Origin of the sequence: Acidovorax sp., from assembly GCF_046314175.1 — a bacterium.
In the GTDB taxonomy this organism is placed as follows: domain Bacteria; phylum Pseudomonadota; class Gammaproteobacteria; order Burkholderiales; family Burkholderiaceae_C; genus Acidovorax.
In genome coordinates, this window is sequence record NZ_JBKBXG010000014.1 from 51,841 (window position 1) to 73,284 (window position 21,444).

The 21,444-nt window shown below is 63.2% G+C and carries 17 protein-coding genes; 15 read left to right on the forward strand and 2 right to left on the reverse strand.

The window, feature by feature from the left end; genetic code table 11:
- The first annotated feature begins 68 nt into the window (after positions 1 to 68).
- The 4 genes from ACK4OE_RS05845 to ACK4OE_RS05860 all read left to right on the forward strand — a co-directional run bounded on the left by ACK4OE_RS05845 (position 69) and on the right by ACK4OE_RS05860 (position 4,092).
- Complete coding sequence (locus tag ACK4OE_RS05845) at positions 69 to 869, forward strand: ABC transporter permease (protein WP_409883686.1); 801 nt, start codon at positions 69 to 71, stop codon at positions 867 to 869.
- A complete protein-coding gene (locus tag ACK4OE_RS05850; protein ID WP_409883687.1) occupies positions 866 to 2,209 on the forward strand; it encodes an ABC transporter ATP-binding protein in 1,344 nt (447 codons plus the stop codon). The genes ACK4OE_RS05845 and ACK4OE_RS05850 overlap by 4 nt, the downstream gene beginning before the upstream one ends.
- An 86-nt stretch (positions 2,210 to 2,295) precedes the next feature.
- On the forward strand, positions 2,296 to 3,186 hold the full coding sequence (locus ACK4OE_RS05855; protein ID WP_409883689.1) for a class I SAM-dependent methyltransferase: 891 nt from the start codon (positions 2,296 to 2,298) through the stop codon (positions 3,184 to 3,186).
- Between the two features lie 39 nt (positions 3,187 to 3,225).
- On the forward strand, positions 3,226 to 4,092 hold the full coding sequence (locus tag ACK4OE_RS05860; RefSeq protein WP_409883690.1) for an SAM-dependent methyltransferase: 867 nt from the start codon (positions 3,226 to 3,228) through the stop codon (positions 4,090 to 4,092).
- 179 nt (positions 4,093 to 4,271) lie between these two features.
- Here the strand turns inward: ACK4OE_RS05860 and ACK4OE_RS05865 are convergent, their stop codons facing one another.
- Positions 4,272 to 5,189 (reverse strand): glycosyltransferase family 2 protein, encoded by a 918-nt coding sequence (locus tag ACK4OE_RS05865; protein WP_409883691.1) that lies wholly within the window; start codon positions 5,187 to 5,189, stop codon positions 4,272 to 4,274.
- A 12-nt stretch (positions 5,190 to 5,201) separates the two neighbouring features.
- The gene (locus ACK4OE_RS05870) at positions 5,202 to 9,155 is read right to left on the reverse strand and encodes a methyltransferase domain-containing protein (protein WP_409883692.1); all 3,954 of its coding nucleotides are present in this window, start codon (positions 9,153 to 9,155) and stop codon (positions 5,202 to 5,204) included.
- A gap of 289 nt (positions 9,156 to 9,444) precedes the next feature.
- Between ACK4OE_RS05870 and ACK4OE_RS05875 the strand changes: the two genes are divergently transcribed.
- The 11 genes from ACK4OE_RS05875 to ACK4OE_RS05925 all read left to right on the forward strand — a co-directional run bounded on the left by ACK4OE_RS05875 (position 9,445) and on the right by ACK4OE_RS05925 (position 21,394).
- Positions 9,445 to 10,041: a glycosyl transferase gene (locus ACK4OE_RS05875; RefSeq protein WP_409883693.1), complete on the forward strand. Its 597-nt coding sequence runs from the start codon at positions 9,445 to 9,447 to the stop codon at positions 10,039 to 10,041.
- Complete coding sequence (locus ACK4OE_RS05880; protein WP_409883694.1) at positions 10,038 to 11,141, forward strand: glycosyltransferase family 4 protein; 1,104 nt, start codon at positions 10,038 to 10,040, stop codon at positions 11,139 to 11,141. The genes ACK4OE_RS05875 and ACK4OE_RS05880 overlap by 4 nt, the downstream gene beginning before the upstream one ends.
- A gap of 97 nt (positions 11,142 to 11,238) precedes the next feature.
- Positions 11,239 to 12,129 carry an acetylglutamate kinase gene (argB, locus tag ACK4OE_RS05885; protein ID WP_409883695.1) on the forward strand — a complete coding sequence of 297 codons (891 nt, stop codon included), beginning with the start codon at positions 11,239 to 11,241 and terminating at the stop codon, positions 12,127 to 12,129.
- Positions 12,130 to 12,148: 19 nt separating this feature from the next.
- Complete coding sequence (locus tag ACK4OE_RS05890) at positions 12,149 to 12,841, forward strand: response regulator transcription factor (RefSeq protein WP_409883696.1); 693 nt, start codon at positions 12,149 to 12,151, stop codon at positions 12,839 to 12,841.
- A gap of 85 nt (positions 12,842 to 12,926) precedes the next feature.
- The gene (locus ACK4OE_RS05895) at positions 12,927 to 14,378 is read left to right on the forward strand and encodes an ATP-binding protein (RefSeq protein WP_409883706.1); all 1,452 of its coding nucleotides are present in this window, start codon (positions 12,927 to 12,929) and stop codon (positions 14,376 to 14,378) included.
- 170 nt (positions 14,379 to 14,548) lie between these two features.
- The gene (slmA, locus tag ACK4OE_RS05900) at positions 14,549 to 15,220 is read left to right on the forward strand and encodes a nucleoid occlusion factor SlmA (protein WP_409883697.1); all 672 of its coding nucleotides are present in this window, start codon (positions 14,549 to 14,551) and stop codon (positions 15,218 to 15,220) included.
- A gap of 149 nt (positions 15,221 to 15,369) precedes the next feature.
- Positions 15,370 to 16,119: a TetR/AcrR family transcriptional regulator gene (locus tag ACK4OE_RS05905; RefSeq protein ID WP_409883698.1), complete on the forward strand. Its 750-nt coding sequence runs from the start codon at positions 15,370 to 15,372 to the stop codon at positions 16,117 to 16,119.
- A 4-nt stretch (positions 16,120 to 16,123) separates the two neighbouring features.
- The gene (locus tag ACK4OE_RS05910) at positions 16,124 to 17,920 is read left to right on the forward strand and encodes an acyl-CoA dehydrogenase C-terminal domain-containing protein (RefSeq protein WP_409883699.1); all 1,797 of its coding nucleotides are present in this window, start codon (positions 16,124 to 16,126) and stop codon (positions 17,918 to 17,920) included.
- Between the two features lie 45 nt (positions 17,921 to 17,965).
- A complete protein-coding gene (locus tag ACK4OE_RS05915) occupies positions 17,966 to 18,403 on the forward strand; it encodes a DUF2147 domain-containing protein (protein ID WP_409883700.1) in 438 nt (145 codons plus the stop codon).
- Positions 18,404 to 18,470: 67 nt separating this feature from the next.
- Positions 18,471 to 20,873 (forward strand): 3-hydroxyacyl-CoA dehydrogenase NAD-binding domain-containing protein, encoded by a 2,403-nt coding sequence (locus tag ACK4OE_RS05920; protein WP_409883701.1) that lies wholly within the window; start codon positions 18,471 to 18,473, stop codon positions 20,871 to 20,873.
- 11 nt (positions 20,874 to 20,884) lie between these two features.
- Complete coding sequence (locus ACK4OE_RS05925; protein WP_409883702.1) at positions 20,885 to 21,394, forward strand: DUF4442 domain-containing protein; 510 nt, start codon at positions 20,885 to 20,887, stop codon at positions 21,392 to 21,394.
- Positions 21,395 to 21,444: the final 50 nt, after the last annotated feature.

The window sequence follows — 21,444 nt, forward strand, 5'->3', positions numbered from 1 at the left end:
CATTCCGGGCGGGTTTTCGTTTAGGTGATCTGAGTTGTGATGTTGATAGCGAATTTGCCCTTGGCGCCATGCTGATCTTGTTCAATGAAATCCAGGCGCTGTGGCGCGCCCGGGCGCTGGTATGGGTGCTCACCCGCCGCGAACTGGCAGCCCGTCACACCGGCACCGCCGCGGGGGTGCTGTGGCCCTATTTGCAACCCCTGCTGACAGTGGCGGCCTACTACCTGGTATTTGACGTAGTGTTCTCCATGCGACTGGGGGAGGGCGCCCCGCCGCATGCGGTGGGCACTTTTCTCATTGTGGGCGCCTTGCCGTGGATGGCCTTTTGCGACGCAGTGGCTCGCGGCATGAACAGCCTTATCGAAGCCGGTGGGCTTTTGCATAAAAATCCGCTGCCGCCCGTGCTTTTTACTGCGCGAGCAGTGCTGGCCAGTGGGCTCATCTATGGGCCGCTGTTGGTGGTGGTGGCGCTGGTGTATGCACCTTTGCATCACTTCAATGGCGCCCTGCTGGGCTTTGTGGTCCTGCTGGGCTTGCAGTTGGTGTTGTGTCTGCTGCTGGGCTATTTACTGGCAATACTTGCCGCTGCGCTGCGCGACACAGTGCAGCTTGTCAACTTCTTCCTCTCGGTGGGCATTTACCTGTCGCCCATTTTGTTTCCGCTGACCCTGTTTCCGGAGAACTGGCGTTGGGTGCTGTGGTTTAACCCCATGACAGCGTTGGTAGTGGGTTACCAACAAATACTGCTGCAGGGCGCCTGGCCACCCGTCAGTGTGTGGTGGGTGACCTTGGTCTGGCTGGCGGTGACCGCATTGCTTTTGAATGTGGTGGTCAAACGCAGCCGTGACCAGTTGGTGGATTGGCTATGACGAAAACGATCAACAGCACGGCAGGCCACAAAGCACCTGCTCTTGCACCTGCACTGGACGGTAGTGCCACCGTGCTTCGCGTGCAGGGTGTGGGCAAAGAATACAAGCTGTACCCCACGCCCCGTGCGCGTCTCAAGGCTTTGATTACCGGCAAGGCCACGCACCGCAGCCACTGGGCGCTGAACAATGTGTCGTTTGAGCTGCAACGCGGCGAGTGCATTGGCGTGATTGGCGACAACGGGGCAGGCAAGAGCACGTTGCTCAAACTGCTGGCGGGCACCTTGCAACCCAGCCACGGCCGCATCGACCGGGTGGGTCGCGTTACCGCCATTCTGGAGCTGGGTGCCGGTTTTCACCCAGACTTCAGTGGGCGCGACAACCTGTATTTTGCGGGCAGCCTGATCGGTATTGCGCACGATGAAATGGCGCGGCTGGAGCCCGAGATCATCGAATTTTGCGAGCTGGGTGAGGCGCTGGACAGGCCGGTAAAAACGTATTCGTCTGGCATGACGGTGCGCCTGGCTTTTGCACTGGTGACGGCCGTGCAGCCCGATGTGCTCATCATCGACGAGGCGCTGGCGGTAGGTGACCAGAACTTTCAGAAAAAATGCGTGGAGCGCATCACGGCGTTTCGCAACAGCGGCTGCACCATTTTGTTTTGCTCACACAGCCCGTACCACATTCGCCATCTGTGCGACCGTGCGCTGTGGCTCAAGGGCGGCAGCGTAGAGCAGTTCGGCAACACCGAGGCCGTGCTGGCCGCCTACGACGTACACACCCGCGAGCGAGAGGCCGCAGCGGATGCTGAGGCAGATGTCAGCCAACCCGGTGAGGCATCAGCAACGTCACCGGCATTGCCCGGCGACTCGGAGCAGGGCGCTGTGAATGGCTCGGGCGCGACACCGCGAACCATGCCTGCGCAAAGTGGTGGCAGTGCCTGCATTCTGGCCGTTGACGTGGCCCACCTGGACGATTCGCAGCCCGGTCAGCCGCCCGTGCTGCAGGGGCAAGACTTGGTGGTGACCATTCGCGCACGCGGGCGGGGCGATGAGCGGCCCCACATCGGCTTCATGATCGAGCAGTCCAAAGGGGTCGGCATCACATCGCTGGCCACGCATGAGGACGGTGCGGCACCGGTTTTGCAGGCCGATGGCACCTGGCAATCCGTGCTGACCTTTCCGGACCTGCCGCTGCACAGCGGCGACTACGTGATCAGCGCTTTCTTGTTCGACGAGACGGGTCTGGCGGTGTACGACGAATGGTTTCAGTTCTTGCACTTCCGCTTTATCTTTCCCAAGCCCTTGCCAGGGCTTGTGCGGCTGCCGCACCACTGGGCATGACCAGACAGCGGCTCCAAAGCGCACAGCCCCGCTCGCGACGTGGATCCGATAATCGAACATTTTTGATGGTTTTTGGTTGAGAACATATGACAACTACACCTTCCGCGTTGAGTGCGGGGCAGCGCCTGCTGCAAGAAGGGCAAGATTTACTGGCGCAAGGTGACCGAGTGGGTGCAGCCCAGGTGCTGGTGCGTGCCCGCGATGAGCGTGACGTGGTGCTGGCCGCCCATGCGCTGATCGAAAAGCATGATCTGGTGGGGTCGTTCAACAATGTGATGGGGCTGGACTGCACCATCTCTGAGCATGACGATATTTTTGGTTTCTTTCGGGGCCACCATTCCAGTCGAAACCCCCTGCGGGACTACCTGGCCGATGGCTGGCGCACCCTGTCTGAACTGATGCTATTGCTGGAGGCGGTAGACCAGCCCCTGTTAAAGATGCCGCGCGTGCTGGAATTTGCCAGTGGCCATGGGCGGTTTACGCGGCATCTGGTCAAGGCCCTTGGGCCTGAGCGGGTTGTGGTGTCTGATGTGGTGCCCAGTGCGGTGGAGTTCTCGCGCACCACTTTTGGCGTCAACGGGTTCCTGTCAGCCAGCGTGCCAGAGGACGTGCAATGGCCGGGCAGCTATGACCTGGTGTTTGTGTTGTCACTATTTAGCCACTTGCCAAGGGCCACCTGGTCGCGATGGCTTGCGGTGCTGTATGAGGCGGTGGCGCCCGGTGGCTTGCTGGTGGTCAGCACCCACGGCATCAAGGCTGCCAATTTTGACCATGTGACGCTGGACGAAGAGGGTTACTTTTTTGCAGCATCCAGCGAATCCACCGCGATTGATGAGCAAGAGTACGGCACCACCTTTACGTCGGAGGCATTTGTGCTGGCGCGCATTGCCGAAACCCTGGGAGCCGACAAGCTGGTGCACAAGTCGCCCGTGCATTTCTGGAACCATCAGGACGCCTATGTTTTGCGCAAACCTTAGGCGCATAGTGCGTGAACAGCAACAACTGGTGGAGATGACATGACGGGAAACTGGGTGCTTGCGCTGCAAGAGCGCCTGTGGGGCCTTGCCCCTTGGGATGCAAAAAAAATCAGCGACGAATGGTTTCGCGCGCATTTTGAGTACGCGGCCGATGTGGTGCACCAATGGGTGGGCAGTGTGCTGGATATGCGCACGGCCAGGTTGCTGAACTTTGGCTGTGGCGACGGCATTACCGACCTTTCGCTGGTGCTGCGCTATGGGGCCACGGCCATCCACGGGGTGGACATTCGGCGCGAATACGCCAAGCTCCCACGCATTGCACGTGAGCAGTTGGGCATGCGGCGCATTCCGTCGGCACTGACGTTTGAAACCATCACGCCCGGTGCACCGTTGGCGGGGAGGCGTGAACTGGTAGACGGCATCATGAGCTGGTCTACCTTCGAGCATGTGCAGCGAGACCAGTTGGCGCCGATTTTTGCCGACCTGTATGCTTGCTTGCGCCCAGGGGGCTACTTTTTCATTCAGATCGAGCCGCTGTTTTACTCACCGTTTGGCTCACATTTGCGCCGCTACGACGATGTGCCCTGGCACCATCTGCTGGCCAGCGAAGACGAGTTGTGGAAGGTCATCCAGAACCACGAGGGCCCTATGGATGCCTCGGAGGTGGATTTTGGTTTTGCAGACTTTGGGGTAGAGGGCTACAAGCGTTTTGTGTTCAAGGAGTACCAGGCTTTGAACCGCCTCACTGCCGACGAACTGGTGCAACTGACCGGGCAGGCCGGCTTCGTGGTGGCCCGGCAAGAGCGCCGCCAAGTAGATATGGCGATACCCGATGGGCTCAAGGGCCAGTATCCCGACGAGCTGCTGCTGAACAACGAAATATTCTTACTTTTGCAGAAGCCGTAGCTTGAGCTGCGAAGCACATGGGGTCGATGATGTGCTATGAAATTTGCAGCTGCTTGCGCTCTTCTGCATTGAGTTTTAAGTAGTTATCGTCTTAAAATTTTGTGCTGGAAGGCGGTGGCTGCTACTATTTTAAGAGTGACCTCGCTATGCAAGCGTTTGAGAGGCCCCTGAATAGATTTCTACCGTAGGGGCTTGCTCTCGTAGTGGCCCTTGCCCATGCGGCCCCGCAGTCCATCGCACACCGCGACCAGCAGCGTTTTTGCCATGTGCAGCCGGCCGTGGCGTGCAGCCAGGGTGTAGAGCACAACGTACGGCAGGGTCTTGATGATCTGGTCCCACCGCCAAAAGGGTGCAATGGCCGCGTGGGCTGCCATCGCGACGGAGTTGCGCACATGGAAGTACGCGCGAAAGTCACGCCCGATGTACAGGGTGCGGCCCAGCAGCCGAACTGCGCGTGTTGCCTGGTCGTGCTGCATCACGCAGCGTGGATCTACCCAGATGCCCATTCCCAGGTGTCTTGCCCGCAGGCACCATTCCACGTCTACGCGGTCAATAAAGTACTCAGCCCGGAACAAGCCGACGCGGTCTAGTGCAGAGAGCGCTGCCAGTGTTCCAGATGCTGGAATGTATTCCACCGGGATGGGGGCCGTACCTTTGGCCTGCACCCGTTGAATACGCCAGCCCCGTCTTTGTATCAGCGGGGTAATGCGGCCTGTCTTGATGTCGCGGCAGAGTGGGCCAATGGCAGCCACGCGGTGATCTGGCGCTGCAGCGGTCAACGACTGGAGCAGTTGGGGCACCATGCCTTCGGGCGGCAAGCTGTCCTGGTCCATGAACAGCACGTGGGTGGCACCCAGCTGCCGTGCATGTTCCACGCCAAGGTTTTGGGCGTGGGCGATTCCAGTGTTGCGTCCTAGCGATAGCCAGGTCTGCACTGTGCCGGTGGGTGGCGGTGGCAAGGGGCGACAGGACTCGTCAGTGTTGTCCACCACCACGGTGTGTTGCACTTGTGGTACCAGCCGTTGCAGCAGGCGTGCCAGTGCCGGCCCGTCAGGTTGGTAGGTCACCACCACTGCGATGACGCGGGATTCGTTCACAGATCGAAAAGCTCAGCGGCTTAGCAATCGCTTAACGCGGTAACGCCAGCTTTGGGGCACAGCCCGCATCACCGAGCCGAGCATCGGCATGCGCTGCAAGCGCAGCGCCCCACGGTACAGCAGGCCGCCGGTGTGCACCTGCGGTGAAGAGTTTGCCTGGGCAGCCACGAACTGACGGGCAATCTGCTGCGCCTTGGGGGCATAGGCCGCCGCTGTGGCGCCATTTGCATCCGCAGGTGCCGCAGGTGCCTCAGGGATGAAGGCCAGGTAGTCGCGCGGATAGCTCCAGGGGCCGAGTTTCTCTTGCAATGTGGCAAGCGGCTGGGGTAGATCGGGTGCTGCGGGCGCTGCGGTTGTCAGGGCCGCTGCAGCCGAGCTATCGATGAACTGCTCGCGGATGTGTGCAAACAGGTCCACCCATTGCTGGGGCGTGCTGGACCAGTCCTGCACCCAGCTCCAGGGGCGATGGGCCACACGCTCTACAAAGGCGCCGAGGTCAGGAACAACGACGGGCAGAGCAGCTTCTAGCGCGGCGCTGAGGGTGTAGCTGTAGGTCTCTGGCCACAGGGCGGGGAACCAGACGACGTCTGGTGCGAGGCGCTGGAGCAGCGCGGGCAGCTGGGCCTCCTCGTATTCGCCATGCACTGTGAGCGCCGTGCCGCTGGTCTGAAGGTGGCGGTAGCCGTAGCCGATGAGATGGAACTCCAGCGGCGAGCCGTTCTTTTGGGCCAGGCGCGCGGTGGCTTCCAGCACCTCGGCTCCCTTGATGATGCTGAGTGCGCCTATGACTGCAATGCGCAGGGGTTGCTGCGGCTGCAAACGCCGAGGCTGGGGTGCTTGATGTGCCGAATGATCCAGGTCGGTGTGCGGTGCAAACCGCACCCGCGCCGAGGGGAACGCCGCGAGCATGCGCTGGGCGGTATCCAGGCTGGGGGAGAGGACGAAGCGCGCGCCCTCCAGAAAAATGCGGTTGCGGATCCGCCAGTCGGTGATCTGCTCTGCCACGGGTGGCATGGACGGGGGGTGCGTACCGTCGCAGCATTCGCCGTGCTTGTCTGCCTGATACCGGTTGATCTTGCCCGTTAGCGTGATGTTGGTGCAAAAGCTGTAAAAGTCATGACTGGTGAAGTCATAACCCACGTCCAGGGCTTGGGGCAAATGCCAACTGAATTGGTGGTGCCCAAGAAGATGGTGGAAATGCACGTGCGCAACGCCCACGGTGCGCAGCAGCTCCAGCAGTTGCGGTTGTTCCTCGTTCAGGTCAAACACGGCGCGCCAGGTATCAGACAGGGCGGAGATGGGCTGCTGCGAAGCCTGGCCTTCGGGCGGGTGCAGGTTGGTTGCCACCAGTTGCAGCACCACATGGTGCGAGCCGGAAGGCCTGAGCGAAAGGAATGTGACTTTGCCGGCAAGTGTCTGGGCCAGCTCCAGCACATGGCGTTCTGTGCCGCCGCCGCGGGCATGCTGCACCGCGAGGACAACGGGCTTGCTGCCGCCACGGGTCTCGCGCAGCCAGTCCACCGCCAGGCGGGCGGCGCAGGCGGGATCTTGCTGCACAAAGGCCATGACCTGCGGTTCATAGCTGGGATGCAGCTTGCGCAGCGTGGCCATGGCTGCTTGTTCGCGTGGGCTCTTGCTTTCGCCAAAGCTCACGCCGCCCGTGTGCAGCACGTAGGTGTCGAGCGCGTGCAGGTTGCGCCATCCGAGGGTCAGTGCCCGTTGGCAGAAGTCGTTTTCTTCGCCGTAGCCTTTGCCGAAGTGCTCTTCGTCGAACCACCCCACTTCCTTCAGGCAGTCGCGCCGGATGTACATGCAAAAACCAACGCCAGTGGGCACATCAATGGCCTGCCCTGCGTTGGCTGCTGCAAACAAGCGATCCAGGCTTGCAGTGGTATGGCCGTCCGGTAGAGGATTGGCCGCACAAAATACCGGATAGCTGCAGATGGTGGCGTTACTGGAGAACGGCGTTACTGTGCCTGACTTGGTGGATGCGTAGGCGGTGCGGCGCAGGCGGTCAAGCCAGTCGTTGGCGACCTCGGTGTCGCTGTTGAGCAGCACCACGTCGTTGTGCTGCGAATGCTTCATTCCGCGGTTCACGGTGCCTACGAAGCCAAGGTTGTGCTCGTTCTCCAGCAGGGTGATGCGTGGCTCCTGGGCCGCTTTTTCGCGCAGCCACTGGGTCACGGCGGGCTCGGGGCTCGCATCGTTGATGATGATGAGCCGATAGCCCGCTGTGACGGGGCTGGCCAGCGTCGATTCCACGCAGAGCTGGGTGTCTGCCAAGCCTCGGTACACCGGAACAATGATGTCTACCGTGTCGCTAATAGGTGATCGCATAGGCGCGGGTGCAGTGGTGGCGTCCTGAATCAGGATGGGGGTGGAGCCTGCAGCTTGGGCGGCGGACGTTAACGCAGCGCTTGCCTGCACGGGCTCGATTCTGGAAGGGCGCAGCCAGCGGCTCAGTGCGCGTGTGTACCGCACCGACCGCAGGTTGCTCAGGTTGTCCACGTGGGCGGCCATGCCGCGCAGTTGGCCGTGAAGCTGGGTGATCTCCTGCTGGGCCTTGTCGCGTTCTGCAAAGAGGTGGTGGCGCTCACGCTGTTCGGCAGCCAATTGGCGATGCAGTTCGGCATGCAGATGGTGCAGCTGGGTGTGCTCCAGCGCCAGCTTTTCGTGCTCCTGCATGAGATGCGGGATCCGTCCGACCTGACTGCGCAGGAAATGCTGCTCTTCAAGCATCGGTGAGACTGTGCCGGCCAATGCTGCGTAGTCGGCTGACATGGGCCAGCCCAGTTCCACGGACAGGCGCAAACCTTCGCGCGGTGCGCGGGCCAGAGCGTCGGGTGCGACGGGTAGTTCAAACCACGGTTCGTCACCGGTGAGCAGAAGCAGAATGCCCGACGCAGCAGGGAAAGGTGCTTGCCAGACAATTTGCTGGTGGAGTGTGCCCGCCAGCATTGAGCTGCCGTCGGCATCTGCCGACCACTGCCACAGGGTTTCGCCGCTGGCGGTGTGTAGATGCAGGCTGTGGAGATGCACAAATCCGGGCCTGTCGGCTGGGTCCAGCCTCAACCGCGTCGTGGGCAGGTCTTTGCTGGGCAGTTCAAACAGCAAGGTTTGGCGCTGTTGGCCAATGACCCCGGCTACCGTGAGCTTGCAGTCCTCGCGGTAATTCCCGTCCTGGCCCAGGTAAAGCTGGGCTGTGAACAGTGCCCGCGCTGGCTCGGCGCCGACGTTTGGCGCTGCGGCGCTTCCGGGGAGGGCAGGTGCCTGCTCTACGGGGTGGGCGGCGCAGATAAATTGGTAGGTCAGCGCGTCAGGGGTGCCCAGCAGGTGCCGTGCCACAGAGGGCGGGAGCTGGTCGAACGCGACCTGGAATTCCGACTCGGGCAGCGGGCGTGTCACCGTGTCCACGCTGTCGAGGGACCACCGCTGCTCGGTCAGGAAGCGCAACAGCGAGCGCCGGGTAAAAAATCGTAAGTGGGTGCGGTCGAGCAGTCCTTCGTCACGGTAGCGGAACTCGCCTTCCAACAATTCTGCAACCAAGCCGCTGTAGCCGGCATTTGGCACCGATATCAACAGGCGGCCGCTTGGCACGAGCAGGTCGCGGCAGGCCAAAAGCACCTGTTCGGGGCGCCGCAGGTGCTCCAGCACGTCGGCGCAGACAATGTAGTCGTATTGTTGGCCGCCAAACATCGTGCGGAGGTCAGCCGTTTCGAGGTCGTCTACCTCCACCCGGCGGTAGTGCGGGCGCGCGTGGTCTGCTTCCGCTTGGCTGAGTGTTACCCCGTCGGATGTGCAACGGCGGGTTTCTTTCAGGTGCTGCCCCAGGGCGCCGCTGCCGCAGCCCAGGTCCAAAATAGTGGCGCCTTCGTGGACCAAACCCGCCAAAACCGAGAGGGACGTGCGTTCTCCCTCTGCAATGGACCGCAAGTAGACGTGCAGATCGTCAATGGAATTCGTCATCTGCGAATTATGCCGGGGCGGTTTGGCCGGACTGCGTGCACGTTGTTGTCCTATCGCTGCGGGCGGCAGTCGACAATACAGGCCCATGAATCGACCGCAAACCGACACACATCCCCCTCGGGGCCTGGTCGTATCCATTGTCAGTCACGGACACGGGGCCCTTGTTCAGCGGCTGTTGGAGCAGCTAGCCGCGCGTTGTGCAGGCTCGGTCGGGCGCGTGGTGCTGACACATAACGTGCCTGAAGCTGCGCTGGCGCCCCCTCGGGGCGGTTGGCCATTTGCGTTGGAAGTGCGTTGCAATTCACAGCCTTTGGGCTTTGGCGCAAACCACAACCGTGCGCTGGCTGAAGCGACTGAGTCGTTTGTGTGCGTGCTCAACCCTGATGTGAGCTTGCTGGACGACGGGCTGGACCCGTTTGCCGCATTGCTGGCCACCGCCTCCGTGGCCGGGGTCGGGTGTGCTTACCCGAATCAGCTTGATGAACATGGCCGGTTACAGGACAGCGAGCGCGAGGTGCCATCGCCCCTGCGCTTGCTGCAAAGGCGTTTGTTGGGGCGCAAAGAAACCAAGGCGGAGTGGGTAAATGCCGCTTGCATGGTGTTACCTGGGGCCGTGTGGCATGCGTTGGGCGGGTTTGACGAGCGCTATTTCATGTACTGCGAGGACGTGGATATTTGCCTTCGCTTGCGACTTGGCAGGCTGTCCCTGGTGCGAGCCGAGGCGCAGGTCGTCCACGCGGGGCAGAGGGCCAGCGGCCGCAGTGCGAGACATCTGATCTGGCATGTTCGCAGCCTTTTCCGGTTGTGGCGATCCCCCGTATACCGCCAGTCGCTACAGTTGCTAACGTCGGCGTCAGCCAGCACAGGTACCATCGGCACCCCATGATTTGGTTGTCTGTGGTTGGTTTTTTGATAGCGGCGCTGGCTGCAGGGCTCATTGTTCGATGGGGGCGGGAGCATGCAGCAGCCTATGGCGAGGCCATGCCGCAGCGATTTCACTTGGGTGACATTCCCAGGTTGGGCGGTGCCGCGCTGCTGTTGGGCATGAGCGTTGCTTGGGGCTTGGGCATGCTGCAGACCCTCCAATGGGGAGACCCCGGCTCGCTTCGGCTGGGGCTGTGGGTCGGCGGTTGGCTGGTGGCCCTGCTGCCCGCTGCACTTGGGGGAATCGCCGAAGACATGACCCAGCGGTTGTCCGTTCGGTACCGTCTTATTCTGACGGGAACATCTGGCGTACTGGCAGTGGCGCTGCTGGATATGACGCTACCGCGCCTGGGATGGCCTGTAGCGGATGCGGTGCTGACCGCTGCCCCCTGGCTGGGTATTGCCATCGTGGTTCTTGCCGTCGCTGGCCTTCCCCACGCGTTCAACATCATCGACGGCTACAACGGCCTGGCAGGCATGGTGGCGCTCATCGTCTGCCTTGCACTGGCACACGTAGCCTTGCAGGTGGGGGACCGCGCATTGGCGGCCTTGCTGGTATCCACCGCCGCCGCTACCGCAGGGTTCCTGGTCTGGAACTACCCACGCGGCATGCTGTTTGCCGGGGACGGCGGGGCGTATGTATGGGGTGTGGTGATTGCACTGGCGAGCATTTCGCTGGTGCAGCGCAATTCGGAGGTGTCACCCTGGTTTCCCATGCTGCTGTTGATTTATCCAGTCTGGGAGACGGTTTTCTCCATCTACCGCAAGGCGGTTCGCGGGGTGTCGCCGGGCGTGGCGGACGCGCTGCATTTTCACCAGCTGATCTATCGGCGCATCGTGCGGGGCGTGTTCCATGACGACGAGTCCCGCCGTGTGCTGATGCGCAACAACCGCACGTCGCCGTATCTGTGGGGGTTCACGCTGCTTACGGTAGTGCCCGCAGTGCTGTTCTGGAGCAATACGCCGCTGCTGATGGCGTTTTGCGCGCTGTTTGTGATCAGCTACGTGATGGCGTATTTCGCAATCGTGCGCTTCAAAGTGCCTCACTGGCTGCGCCACTGAAAGCGCAGCCACTCGCCCTTGCGAAGTTTGGTGTGGGAGTGCCGCGTGAATGCGGCACAATTTGCGCCTCACAGTTTTCACCGGATGGCACGCCTCCATGACCGACCTTCTTTCGATTGCCCCACGCGACAAGGCTGAAATCCTGGCCCAGGCGCTGCCTTACATCCGCAAGTTCCATGGCAAGACCATGGTCATCAAGTACGGCGGCAACGCCATGACCGACCCTGCGTTGCAGGCCGACTTTGCCGAAGACGTGGTGCTGCTCAAGCTGGTGGGCATGAACCCCGTGGTGGTGCATGGCGGGGGGCCGCAGATTGAAACGGCGCTGAACCGCCTGGGCAAGAAGGGCGAGTTCATCCAGGGCATGCGCGTGACCGATGCCGAGACCATGGAAGTGGTCGAATGGGTGCTGGCGGGCGAGGTGCAGCAGGACATCGTGGGTCTGATCAATCAGGCGGGTGGCAAGGCCGTGGGCCTGACCGGCCGTGACGGCGGCATGATCCGTGCCCAAAAGCTCAAGCTGGTGGACACCAAGGACCCGAGCATTGAGCACGACGTCGGCCAGGTCGGCGACATCGTGGCCATCGACCCGAGCGTGGTCAAGGCGCTGCAGGACGATGCGTTCATCCCGGTGATCAGCCCCATCGGCTTTGGCGAGAACAACGAGAGCTACAACATCAACGCGGACGTGGTCGCCAGCAAGCTGGCCACCGTGCTGCAGGCCGAAAAGCTGATGTTGCTCACCAACACCCCTGGCGTGCTGGACAAGGCAGGCAATCTGCTGACCGACCTGACTGCGCGCGAGATTGATGCGCTGTTTGCCGACGGCACCATTTCCGGCGGCATGTTGCCCAAGATTGCCGGGGCGCTGGATGCCGCCAAGGCGGGCGTCCACGCGGTGCACATCATCGACGGCCGGGTGCCGCACGCCATGCTGCTGGAAATCCTGACTGATCAGGCCTACGGCACCATGATCCGGTCGCACTGACCCCGTTTCCCAGTCTGCCATGCGCTTGCTATTGGTCGAAGACGACGTCATGGTGGCCAGCGGCATCAAGCTGGGCCTGGCCGATGCGGGCTATGCGGTGGACTGGGTCGGCAGTGGTGAGCGCGCTGAAGAGGTGCTGCGCACTGAGTCGTTTGACGCAGCCATCATCGACATCGGCCTGCCCGCGATGGACGGGCTGGAACTGACCCGGCGCCTGCGCCGCCCCGAGATGGCCAGCCCCGCCATGCCCGTGCTCATCCTGACCGCCCGCGACGCGCTGCACGACCGGGTGCAGGGGCTGGACCTGGGGGCGGACGACTACATGGTCAAGCCGTTCGAGCTGCCCGAGCTGTTGGCGCGCCTGCGTGCTCTGTTGCGCCGGTCGCAGGCCGCCACCACGGCAGTGCTCAGTTTTGGCCCGCTGGAGCTGGACACGGCGGGCCGCCGCGCCAGCATCCGCACGGGAGATTTCGAGCAGGTGATCGAGCTGGGTCCGCGCGAGTGGACGGTGCTTGAATACCTGCTCATCAATGCCCCCAAGCCTGCCAGCAAAGACAAGCTGCTGCAGGCCCTGACCGGCTGGGACAAGGAGATCACGCCCAACGCGGTCGAGGTGTATGTCTCGCGCCTGCGGGGCAAGCTGGAGCCGCATGGGGTGGCGCTGCGGTCCATTCGCGGGTTTGGCTACCGGCTGGAACTGCAGGCTCCCTGACCCGGTGCCAATCCCGCAGACTGATTGACAGCCCGCCATGACGCAACCCCGGTCCACTCCCGCACAGCGGCCCGGGCTGCGCGCCATGACCTCCGACCTGCGCAACCGGCTGCTGCTCATGCTGGTGCTGCCCCTGTGTGCTCTGGCGTTTGTGGGCGTGTGGCTGGACTACCGCTCGGCCGACGAGGCTGCGGGGGGGCACGATCAGCGCCTGCTGCGGCTGTTACCCGCGCTGGCGGACTCGGTGCTGGCCCCTCCCATTCGCGACAACGAACCCCCTTTGCTGTTGCTGGCGCCGCCGGTGGACGAGTTTCTGCGCCAGAACGCGGGGTTTGCAGGCTACAGCGTGCGCGACGTGGACGGCAAATTGCTGCTGGGCGATGCCTGGGTGCACAGCGCGGTGCCCACCACCCAGGCGCCCGAGTTTCACAGCGTGGAGTTTGGTGGCGTGACCTACCGGGTGGCGGTGCTGCGCGGGCGCACCGGGGCGGGCGAGCTGGTGGTGGCGCTGGCCGATGGGTCTGACCCGCGCCAGCAGTGGGCCCAGCAACTGTTTTTGCGCGTGCTGCTGCCCAATCTGGTGCTGGTGGCGGCTGCGGCGCTCGCTATTCACTGGGCGGTGCGCCGGGCGTTCAAGCCGCTGGTGGACTTGGCCGAGGCGGTGGAGCACCGGTCGCCGCGCGACCTGAGCCCGATTGACGAGTCCTCGTCACCCAGCGAAGTGCGCCCGCTGGTGCATTCTCTCAACCGCCTGTTTGCGCTGGTCAACGCGCAGGCTGAAGGCCAGCGCCGCTTTGTGGCCGATGCGGCGCACCAGCTGCGCACCCCGCTGGCCGGCCTGCAGGCCCAGGTGGAGGCGTGGGCCATGATGGCCAAGGCGGCCGCACCGCCGCGCGTTTCTTTACCAGATTTTGATAGAAAAATGCCTCTAGCGCTTGATGGTAAAGCGCAAGGCGCTATTGTTTTGGGTGCGGATCAGATCGAGAAGCTGCGCAATGCCACGCGCCGCACCTCGCAACTGGCGCACCAGTTGCTGGCGCTGTCGCGTGCCGATGCGCGCAGCCTGGATGCACAGCCTCCGCAGCGGGTGGATCTCAAAGACCTGTGCGAGACGCTGCTCGAAACTTTTCTGGACCCCGCCACCGGCAAGGGGCTGGACCTGGGCCTGGATGTGCAGCCCGTGCATGTCACCGGCCATGGCTGGCTGCTGCGCGAGCTGCTGTCCAACCTGGTGGACAACGCCATCAAGTACACGCCCCCGGGCGGTATCGTCACCATCCGCTGTGGCATGCGCCAGGGGCGGGCGGGACCGCCGCGCGTATTTGTGGAGGTTGAAGACGACGGCCCCGGTGTGCCCGAGGCCGAGCGTGCGCGCGTCATGCAACGGTTTTACCGCGTGCCGGGCACGGTGGGCGAGGGCACCGGCCTTGGGTTGGCCATTGCGGATGAGATTGCGCGCGTGCACCGGGCGTCGCTCACGCTGGGCGTTGGCCCGCAGGGACACGGGCTTCTGGTGACGGTGGTGTTCCGGCTTTAGCCCCGTCATCGTTCGCTACCGGTACCGTGGGTAAGGTGCCACAGGCCCTGTGCGAGAATCATTTCCACACATGATTTACGCCCTGCCGCAGACTGGTTTCGCCTACGCGGCGAGTGACTGGGCCACAGGGTGCCACCGGCCGCATGGCCCCAACAGAGCCCCAGTCCTGCATGTCCGAACTCTCGCCCCTTCCTGAGCCCGCCAGCACAGCCGACACCGTAGACACCCCTGCGGCGCGCAAGCGGCCCAAACCCGGGGAGCGGCGTGTGCAGATCCTGCAGGCGCTGGCGTCCATGCTGGAGCAGCCAGGCGCCGAGCGCATCACCACCGCAGCGCTGGCCGCACGCCTGGCGGTCAGCGAGGCCGCCCTGTACCGGCACTTCGCCAGCAAGGCGCAGATGTTTGAAGGCTTGATCGACTTCATCGAGCAGACCGTGTTCACCCTGGTGCAGCAAATCACCGGGCGCGATGTGCCGGACCCTGCCCAGGCCGCCCAAGCCGCCGAAATGGGCGCCCGCCAGGCTGCGCGCATCGTCGCCGTGCTGCTGCAGTTTGGCGAGCGCAACCCGGGCATGGTGCGCGTGATGGTGGGCGACGCGCTGGTGTTTGAGCATGACCGCCTGCAGCAGCGCATGAATCAGTTCTTTGACCGCATCGAGTCCACCCTGCGCCAGTGCCTGCGCGCAACCACCGCGGGGTCTGACACCCCGACAGTGGATGCCCAGGTCGCCGCCAGCGTGCTGACCGCCTTTGCCGTGGGACGGTTGCAGCGGTATGCCCGCTCGGGGTTCAAGCGCATGCCGACAGAGCATCTGGACGCCAGCTTGTCGCTGATGCTGTAAGCCAACTCCACAGGCGCGGGCGGTCTGCCCGCACCCCGGTGGCGTTGCCGCAACAGGGGTTTTGGCGCACCTCCCTATTTTTCCGTGGGGTTTTTGCCCGGCGGTGAATTTGCTGCAGAATAGAACGAACGTTCGTTTTTATTTGCACCATGCCCGCCACCACTGAATCCCGCCAGGTCACCCGCATTCCGCGCGCTCGCAGTGGCACGGGCCGCGCCTTGCAAAAAGGCCAGCAGACCAAGGCGGCCATTGTGGAGGCGGCACTGGGGCTGGCAACTCACATCGGGCTGGAGGGGCTGTCGATTGGTGCGCTGGCCGACGTGACCGGTATGAGCAAGTCGGGCGTGTTTGCGCACTTTGGTTCGCGCGAAGAGCTTCAGATTTCGGTCATCCGCGAGTACCACACCCGCTTCGAGCAGGAAGTGTTCTACCCCGCCATGTCGGCCCCGCGCGGGCTGGCCCGGTTGCATGCGCTGTACGACAACTGGATGAAGCGCACCTCCATCGAAATCGATTCGGGCTGCATTTACATCAGTGGCGCGGTCGAGTTTGACGACCGTACGGGCCCTGTGCGCGACGCGTTGGCCAGCTCGGTCATGACCTGGCACGGCGCCATGCGCCGCGCCATCGAGCAGTGCAAGGAGCTGGGCGAGTTGCAGGCCGACGTGGATCCTGAGCAGATGCTGTTCGAGATTCACGGCCTCATCCTGGCCCTGCACTACGAAGCCCGTTTTCTGCAGAACCCCGGTTCGCTGGACCGCGCCATCCGGGGCTTTCACAACATTCTTGCGCGCTACAGCGCGCCTGCAGCAGTGGTCAAGGCGGCCAAGGTGGCCCCCAAAGTCGCTTCCGTGCCGCGCCGCAAAGTTTCCAACCAAACCACCCCATCCAAGGAGTAAAACCATGCCTACCTATACGCCGCCTCTGCGCGATATGCAATTCGTCATGCACGAAGTGCTCAAGGTCAGTGATGAATTCAAGGCGATGCCGCCCTACGCCGAAGTGGATGTGGACACCATCAACGCGGTGATCGAAGAAGCAGGCAAGTTCGCTGCTGAAGTCACGTTCCCGCTCAACATCAGCGGCGACACCGAAGGCTGCGTGCTGGACAAGACCACCCATGAGGTGAAGCCCCCATCGGGCTTCAAGGACGCCTATGCCAAGTACGTCGAAGGCGGCTGGGCGGCGCTCTCCTGCGACCCCGCCTACGGCGGCCAGGGCCTGCCGTTTGTGCTGAACCAGTGTCTGTACGAAATGATGAACTCGGCCAACCAGGCCTGGACGATGTACCCCGGCCTGTCGCACGGCGCGTACGAAGCCTTGCACGCCCACGGCACCGACGCGCAAAAGGCCCTGTACCTGCCCAAGCTGACCAGCGGCGAGTGGACCGGCACCATGTGCCTGACCGAGCCCCATTGCGGCACCGACCTGGGGCTGCTGCGCACCAAGGCCGAGCCTCAGGCCGACGGCACCTACAAGCTCACCGGCAACAAGATCTTCATCTCGGCGGGCGAGCACGACATGACCCCCAACATCGTGCACCTGGTGCTGGCCCGCCTGCCCGACGCGCCCAAGGGCAGCAAAGGCATCAGCCTGTTTGTGGTGCCCAAGTTCAATGTGAGTGCCGATGGCTCGCTGGGTGAGCGCAACCCTATTTTCTGCACGGGCCTGGAGCACAAGATGGGCATCCACGGCAACGCCACCGCGCAGATCGCGCTGGACGGTGCCATCGGCACCATGGTGGGCCAGCCCAACAAGGGTTTGGCGGCCATGTTCGTGATGATGAACGCCGCCCGTCTGGGCGTGGGCAACCAGTCGCTGGGTCTGACCGAAGTGGCCTACCAGAACGCGCTGGCCTATGCCAAGGACCGCATCCAGATGCGCAGCCTGAGCGGCACCAAGGCCAAGGACAAGGACGCCGACCCGATCATCGTGCACCCCGACGTGCGCAAGATGCTGCTGACCGCCAAGGCGTATGCCGAAGGCGGCCGCGCGCTGCAGATCTTCTGCACGCTGCTGCTGGACAAGGTGCACAGCCACCCCGATGAAAAGGTGCGTGCCGAATCTGAAGAGCTGGTGGCGTTGCTCACCCCCATCGTGAAGGCCTTCATCACCGACAACGGCCACATCAGCACCAACGCGTGCATGCAGGTCTTCGGCGGCCATGGCTTCATCAAGGAATGGGGCATGGAGCAGTACGTGCGGGACAACCGCATCAACATGATCTATGAAGGCACCAACACCATCCAGTCGCTGGACCTGCTGGGCCGCAAGGTGCTGGGCAACCAGGGTGCCACGCTCAAGAAGCTGGGCAAGCTGATCAGCAAGCTGGTGGAAGAAGAAGGCGTGAACGAGAAGATGGCCGAGTTCATCAACCCCGTGGCCATGCTGGGCGACCAGATGACCAAGTTCACCACCGAAATCGGCTTTAAGGGCATGCAGAACCCCGACGAAGTGGGCGCTGCCGCCGTGGACTACCTGCGCGTGGCCGGCCACCTGGTGTTCGGCTACCTGTTCGCCCGCATGGCCCAGGTGGCATTGCGCGAGATCGCCGCTGGCAACACCGATCCGTTCTACGGCGCCAAGCTGCAGACCGCACGCTTTTACTTCGCCAAGCTGTTCCCTGAAACCGTGATGCTGATGCGCACTGCGCGTGCCGGCAGCAAGGTGCTGATGGACACCGATCTGGCCCTGGCCTGATCGACAACTGGTGCGGATTTCAAGCCTTTTTGCCACGGAGCGCTTATGTATAAAGCGATAGCAGCTATTATTTTGGTAGCGAGCGCCTTCCCCGCCTGGGCGCAGATGTCGCCCGAGGGCCTGTGGCGCAACATCGACGACAAGACCGGTGAGGCCAAGGCCGAGATCCGCATCCGTGACATTGGCGGCGGCGTGCTGAACGGGGCGCTGGAAAAGCGCCTCACCAAGGACGCCAAGCCCGAAGACATCTGCGACGAATGCTCGGACGACCGCAAGGGCAAGCCCATCCTCGGGCTGGAGATCATCCGTGGCGCCAAAAAAGCCGATGGCAAAGAGGTGTGGGAGGGTGGCAAGATTCTCGACCCCGAGAACGGCCGCAACTACTCCTTGCGCATGACCCCCATAGACGGCGGCAAGAAGCTCGAAGTGCGGGGCTCCATCGGCCCCTTTGGCCGCACGCAAACCTGGATCCGCGTCCAGTAAACCCCATTCCCGCGGCGCTGCGCACGCCCTGCGGTGTTGCGCAACGCCCCAACCAGGAACCCAACCCATGTCCCGATTCCAAGTGAAAAAAGTCGCCGTACTCGGCGCAGGCGTGATGGGCGCGCAGATTGCCGCCCACCTCGTCAACGTGAAGGTGCCCGTGGTGCTGTTCGACCTGCCTGCCAAGGAAGGCCCTAAGAACGGCATCGTCACCAAGGCCGTCGAAGGCCTGAAAAAGCTCAAGCCCTCGCCCCTGGGCGTGGCCGACGACGCGGCGCTGATCCAGCATGCCAACTACGAAGAGCACATGCACCTGCTCAAGGAATGCGACCTCGTGATCGAGGCCATTGCCGAGCGCATGGACTGGAAGCTCGACCTGTACACCAAGATCGCTCCCCACGTGGCCAAGCACGCCATCCTAGCGTCCAACACCTCGGGCCTGTCGATCACCAAATTGAGTGAAGTGCTGCCGGAGAGCATCAAGCCGCGCTTTTGCGGCATCCACTTCTTCAACCCCCCGCGCTACATGACGCTGGTGGAGCTGATCAACACCCCCACCACCCAGCCCGAAGTGCTCGACCAGCTCGAAGCCTTTGTGACCAGCGGCCTGGGCAAGGGCGTGGTGCGCGCGCACGACACCCCCAACTTCGTCGCCAACCGCGTGGGCATCGCCGGCATGCTGGCCACGATGAAGGAAGTCGAGAACTTCGGCCTGACCTTCGACGTGGTGGACGACCTCACGGGCAAGAAGCTCGGCCGTGCATCGAGCGGCACCTTCCGCACCGCCGACGTGGTGGGCCTGGACACCATGGCCCACGTGATCAAGACGCTGCAGGACAACCTGAGCATCGAGACCGATCCGTTCTACGAAAGCTTTGGCACGCCCGCCGTGCTGAAAAAGCTGCTGGAACTGGGCAACCTGGGCCAGAAGACCAAGGCAGGCTTCTTCAAGAAGGTCGGCCGTGATGTGATGCGCTTCGAGCTGGAAAGCGAAGAGTACGTGCCCGCCGGCCAGAAGGCCGACGAGGTGTATGCCCGCATGCTCAAGAAGCCCGCCGCTGAACGCCTGCGCCTGCTGCGCAACGCTGAGGGCGCACCCGGCCAGTTCCTCTGGGCCATTCTGCGCAACAGCTTCCACTACGCCGCCGTGCATCTTGGCACCATTGCCGACAACGCCCGCGACGTGGACCAGGCCATGCGCTGGGGCTTCGGCATGAAGCAGGGCCCCTTCGAGCTGTGGCAAGAAGCAGGCTGGCTCGAAGTCGCGAAGATGATCCAGGAGGACATCGACGCTGGCAAGGCACTGTGCAAGGCACCGCTGCCCGAGTGGGTCTTCAAGGGCCCCGTGGCCGACGCCGGTGGTGTGCACACCGCAGAAGGTTCGTGGAGCGCGTCGCAGAACAAGTTCGTGCCCCGCCGCCAATTGCCGGTGTACGAGCGCCAGATCTTCCCCGAGGCCTTGCTGGGCGAGTCCAACCTGCCCGACTGGCGCACGGCCGGTACGACCATTGCGGAGTCCAAGGCGCTGCGCACTTGGACGTTAGATGGCCAGGTGCTGATCGCCAGCATCAAGAACAAGATGCACGCCATCAGCCCCGAGGTGATGGAAGCGCTGATGGAAGCCTTGGAGCTGGCCGAGGCCGAGTACCAGGGCATGGTCATCTGGTCCGGCGACGCCCCCTTCAGCGTGGGCGCGGACCTGGAAGCCACCATGCCTGCGTTCATGGTCGGCGGTGCCGATGCGGTGGAAAGCATCGAGCAGGAGCTGCAGAACCTGATGATGCGCATCCGCTACGCCCAGGTGCCCGTCGTCGCTGCCATCCATGGCATGGCGCTGGGCGGTGGCTGCGAGCTGGCCGTGTACTCCGCCAAGCGCGTGGCCCACATGGAAAGCTACATCGGCCTGGTCGAAGTGGGCGTGGGCCTGGTGCCCGGCGCTGGCGGCCTGACCTACATCGCACGCCGTGCGGCGGAGAACATGGCAGCTTCGACAAGCAAGGACATCCTGCCCTTCCTGACCGAAGGCTTCACCGCTGCCGCGATGGCCAAGGTGGGCACCAGCGCGCTGGAGTCGCGCAAGCTGGGCTACCTGCTGGACAGCGACGTCATCGTGCCCCACAAGGACGAGCTGCTTTTCGTCGCCATCAACGAAGCCAAGTCCATGGCCGCCAGCGGCTGGCGTGCACCGCACAAGCGCCTGTTCCCCGTGGCCGGCCGCAGCGGTCTGGCCACCATCAAGGCCCAGTTGGTGAACATGCGCGACGGCGGTTTCATCAGCGCCTACGACTTCAAAGTCGGCGCCATGATCGCCGAGGTGGTCTGTGGGGGCGATGTGGACGCGGGTGCACTGGTGAGCGAGGATTACCTGCTCACGCTGGAGCGCAAGGCGTTCTGCCACCTGATCGCCCAGCCCAAGACGCATGAGCGCATCCTGGGCATGCTCTCGACAGGTAAGCCAGTCCGCAACTGACCGCCATCACCATGACGGACCACGCCCCCAACAAACTGCAGCGCTCGCTGATGCGTCTGGACGAGGCACCCGCCTTCATGCGGGGCTTTGTGCAGAACATCATCCTGCGCCGGGCCGTGCCTTTCACCGGCACGGCCGGGGTGAAGTTCGTGTCGCTCACGCCTGAGCGCGTCGAAGTGCACCTGGACAACGTTCATCGCGTGCAGAACCACATCGGTGGTGTGCATGCCTCGGCCATGAACCTGCTGGCCGAAACAGCCACCGGCATGGTGGTTGGCATGAACGTGCGCGACGACTGCATCCCGCTGGCCAAGGAGCTCTCCATGGCGTTCAAGAAGCGGGCCACGGGCGGCCTCAAGGCCGTGGCCACGCTCTCCGCCGAGCAGCGCGCCGCCATGCAGGCCAGCGACAAGGGCGAGGTGCAGGTTGCGGTCACCGTGACCGACGAAGCCGGTGTGGAGCCGGTCGAATGTGTATTTACGTGGGCCTGGATTCCTTCCAGCCGCCCCCCCAAGAATTGAAGGAGTGTCAACACCATGGCTCAAAAACAAGTCCAGGACGCCTACATCGT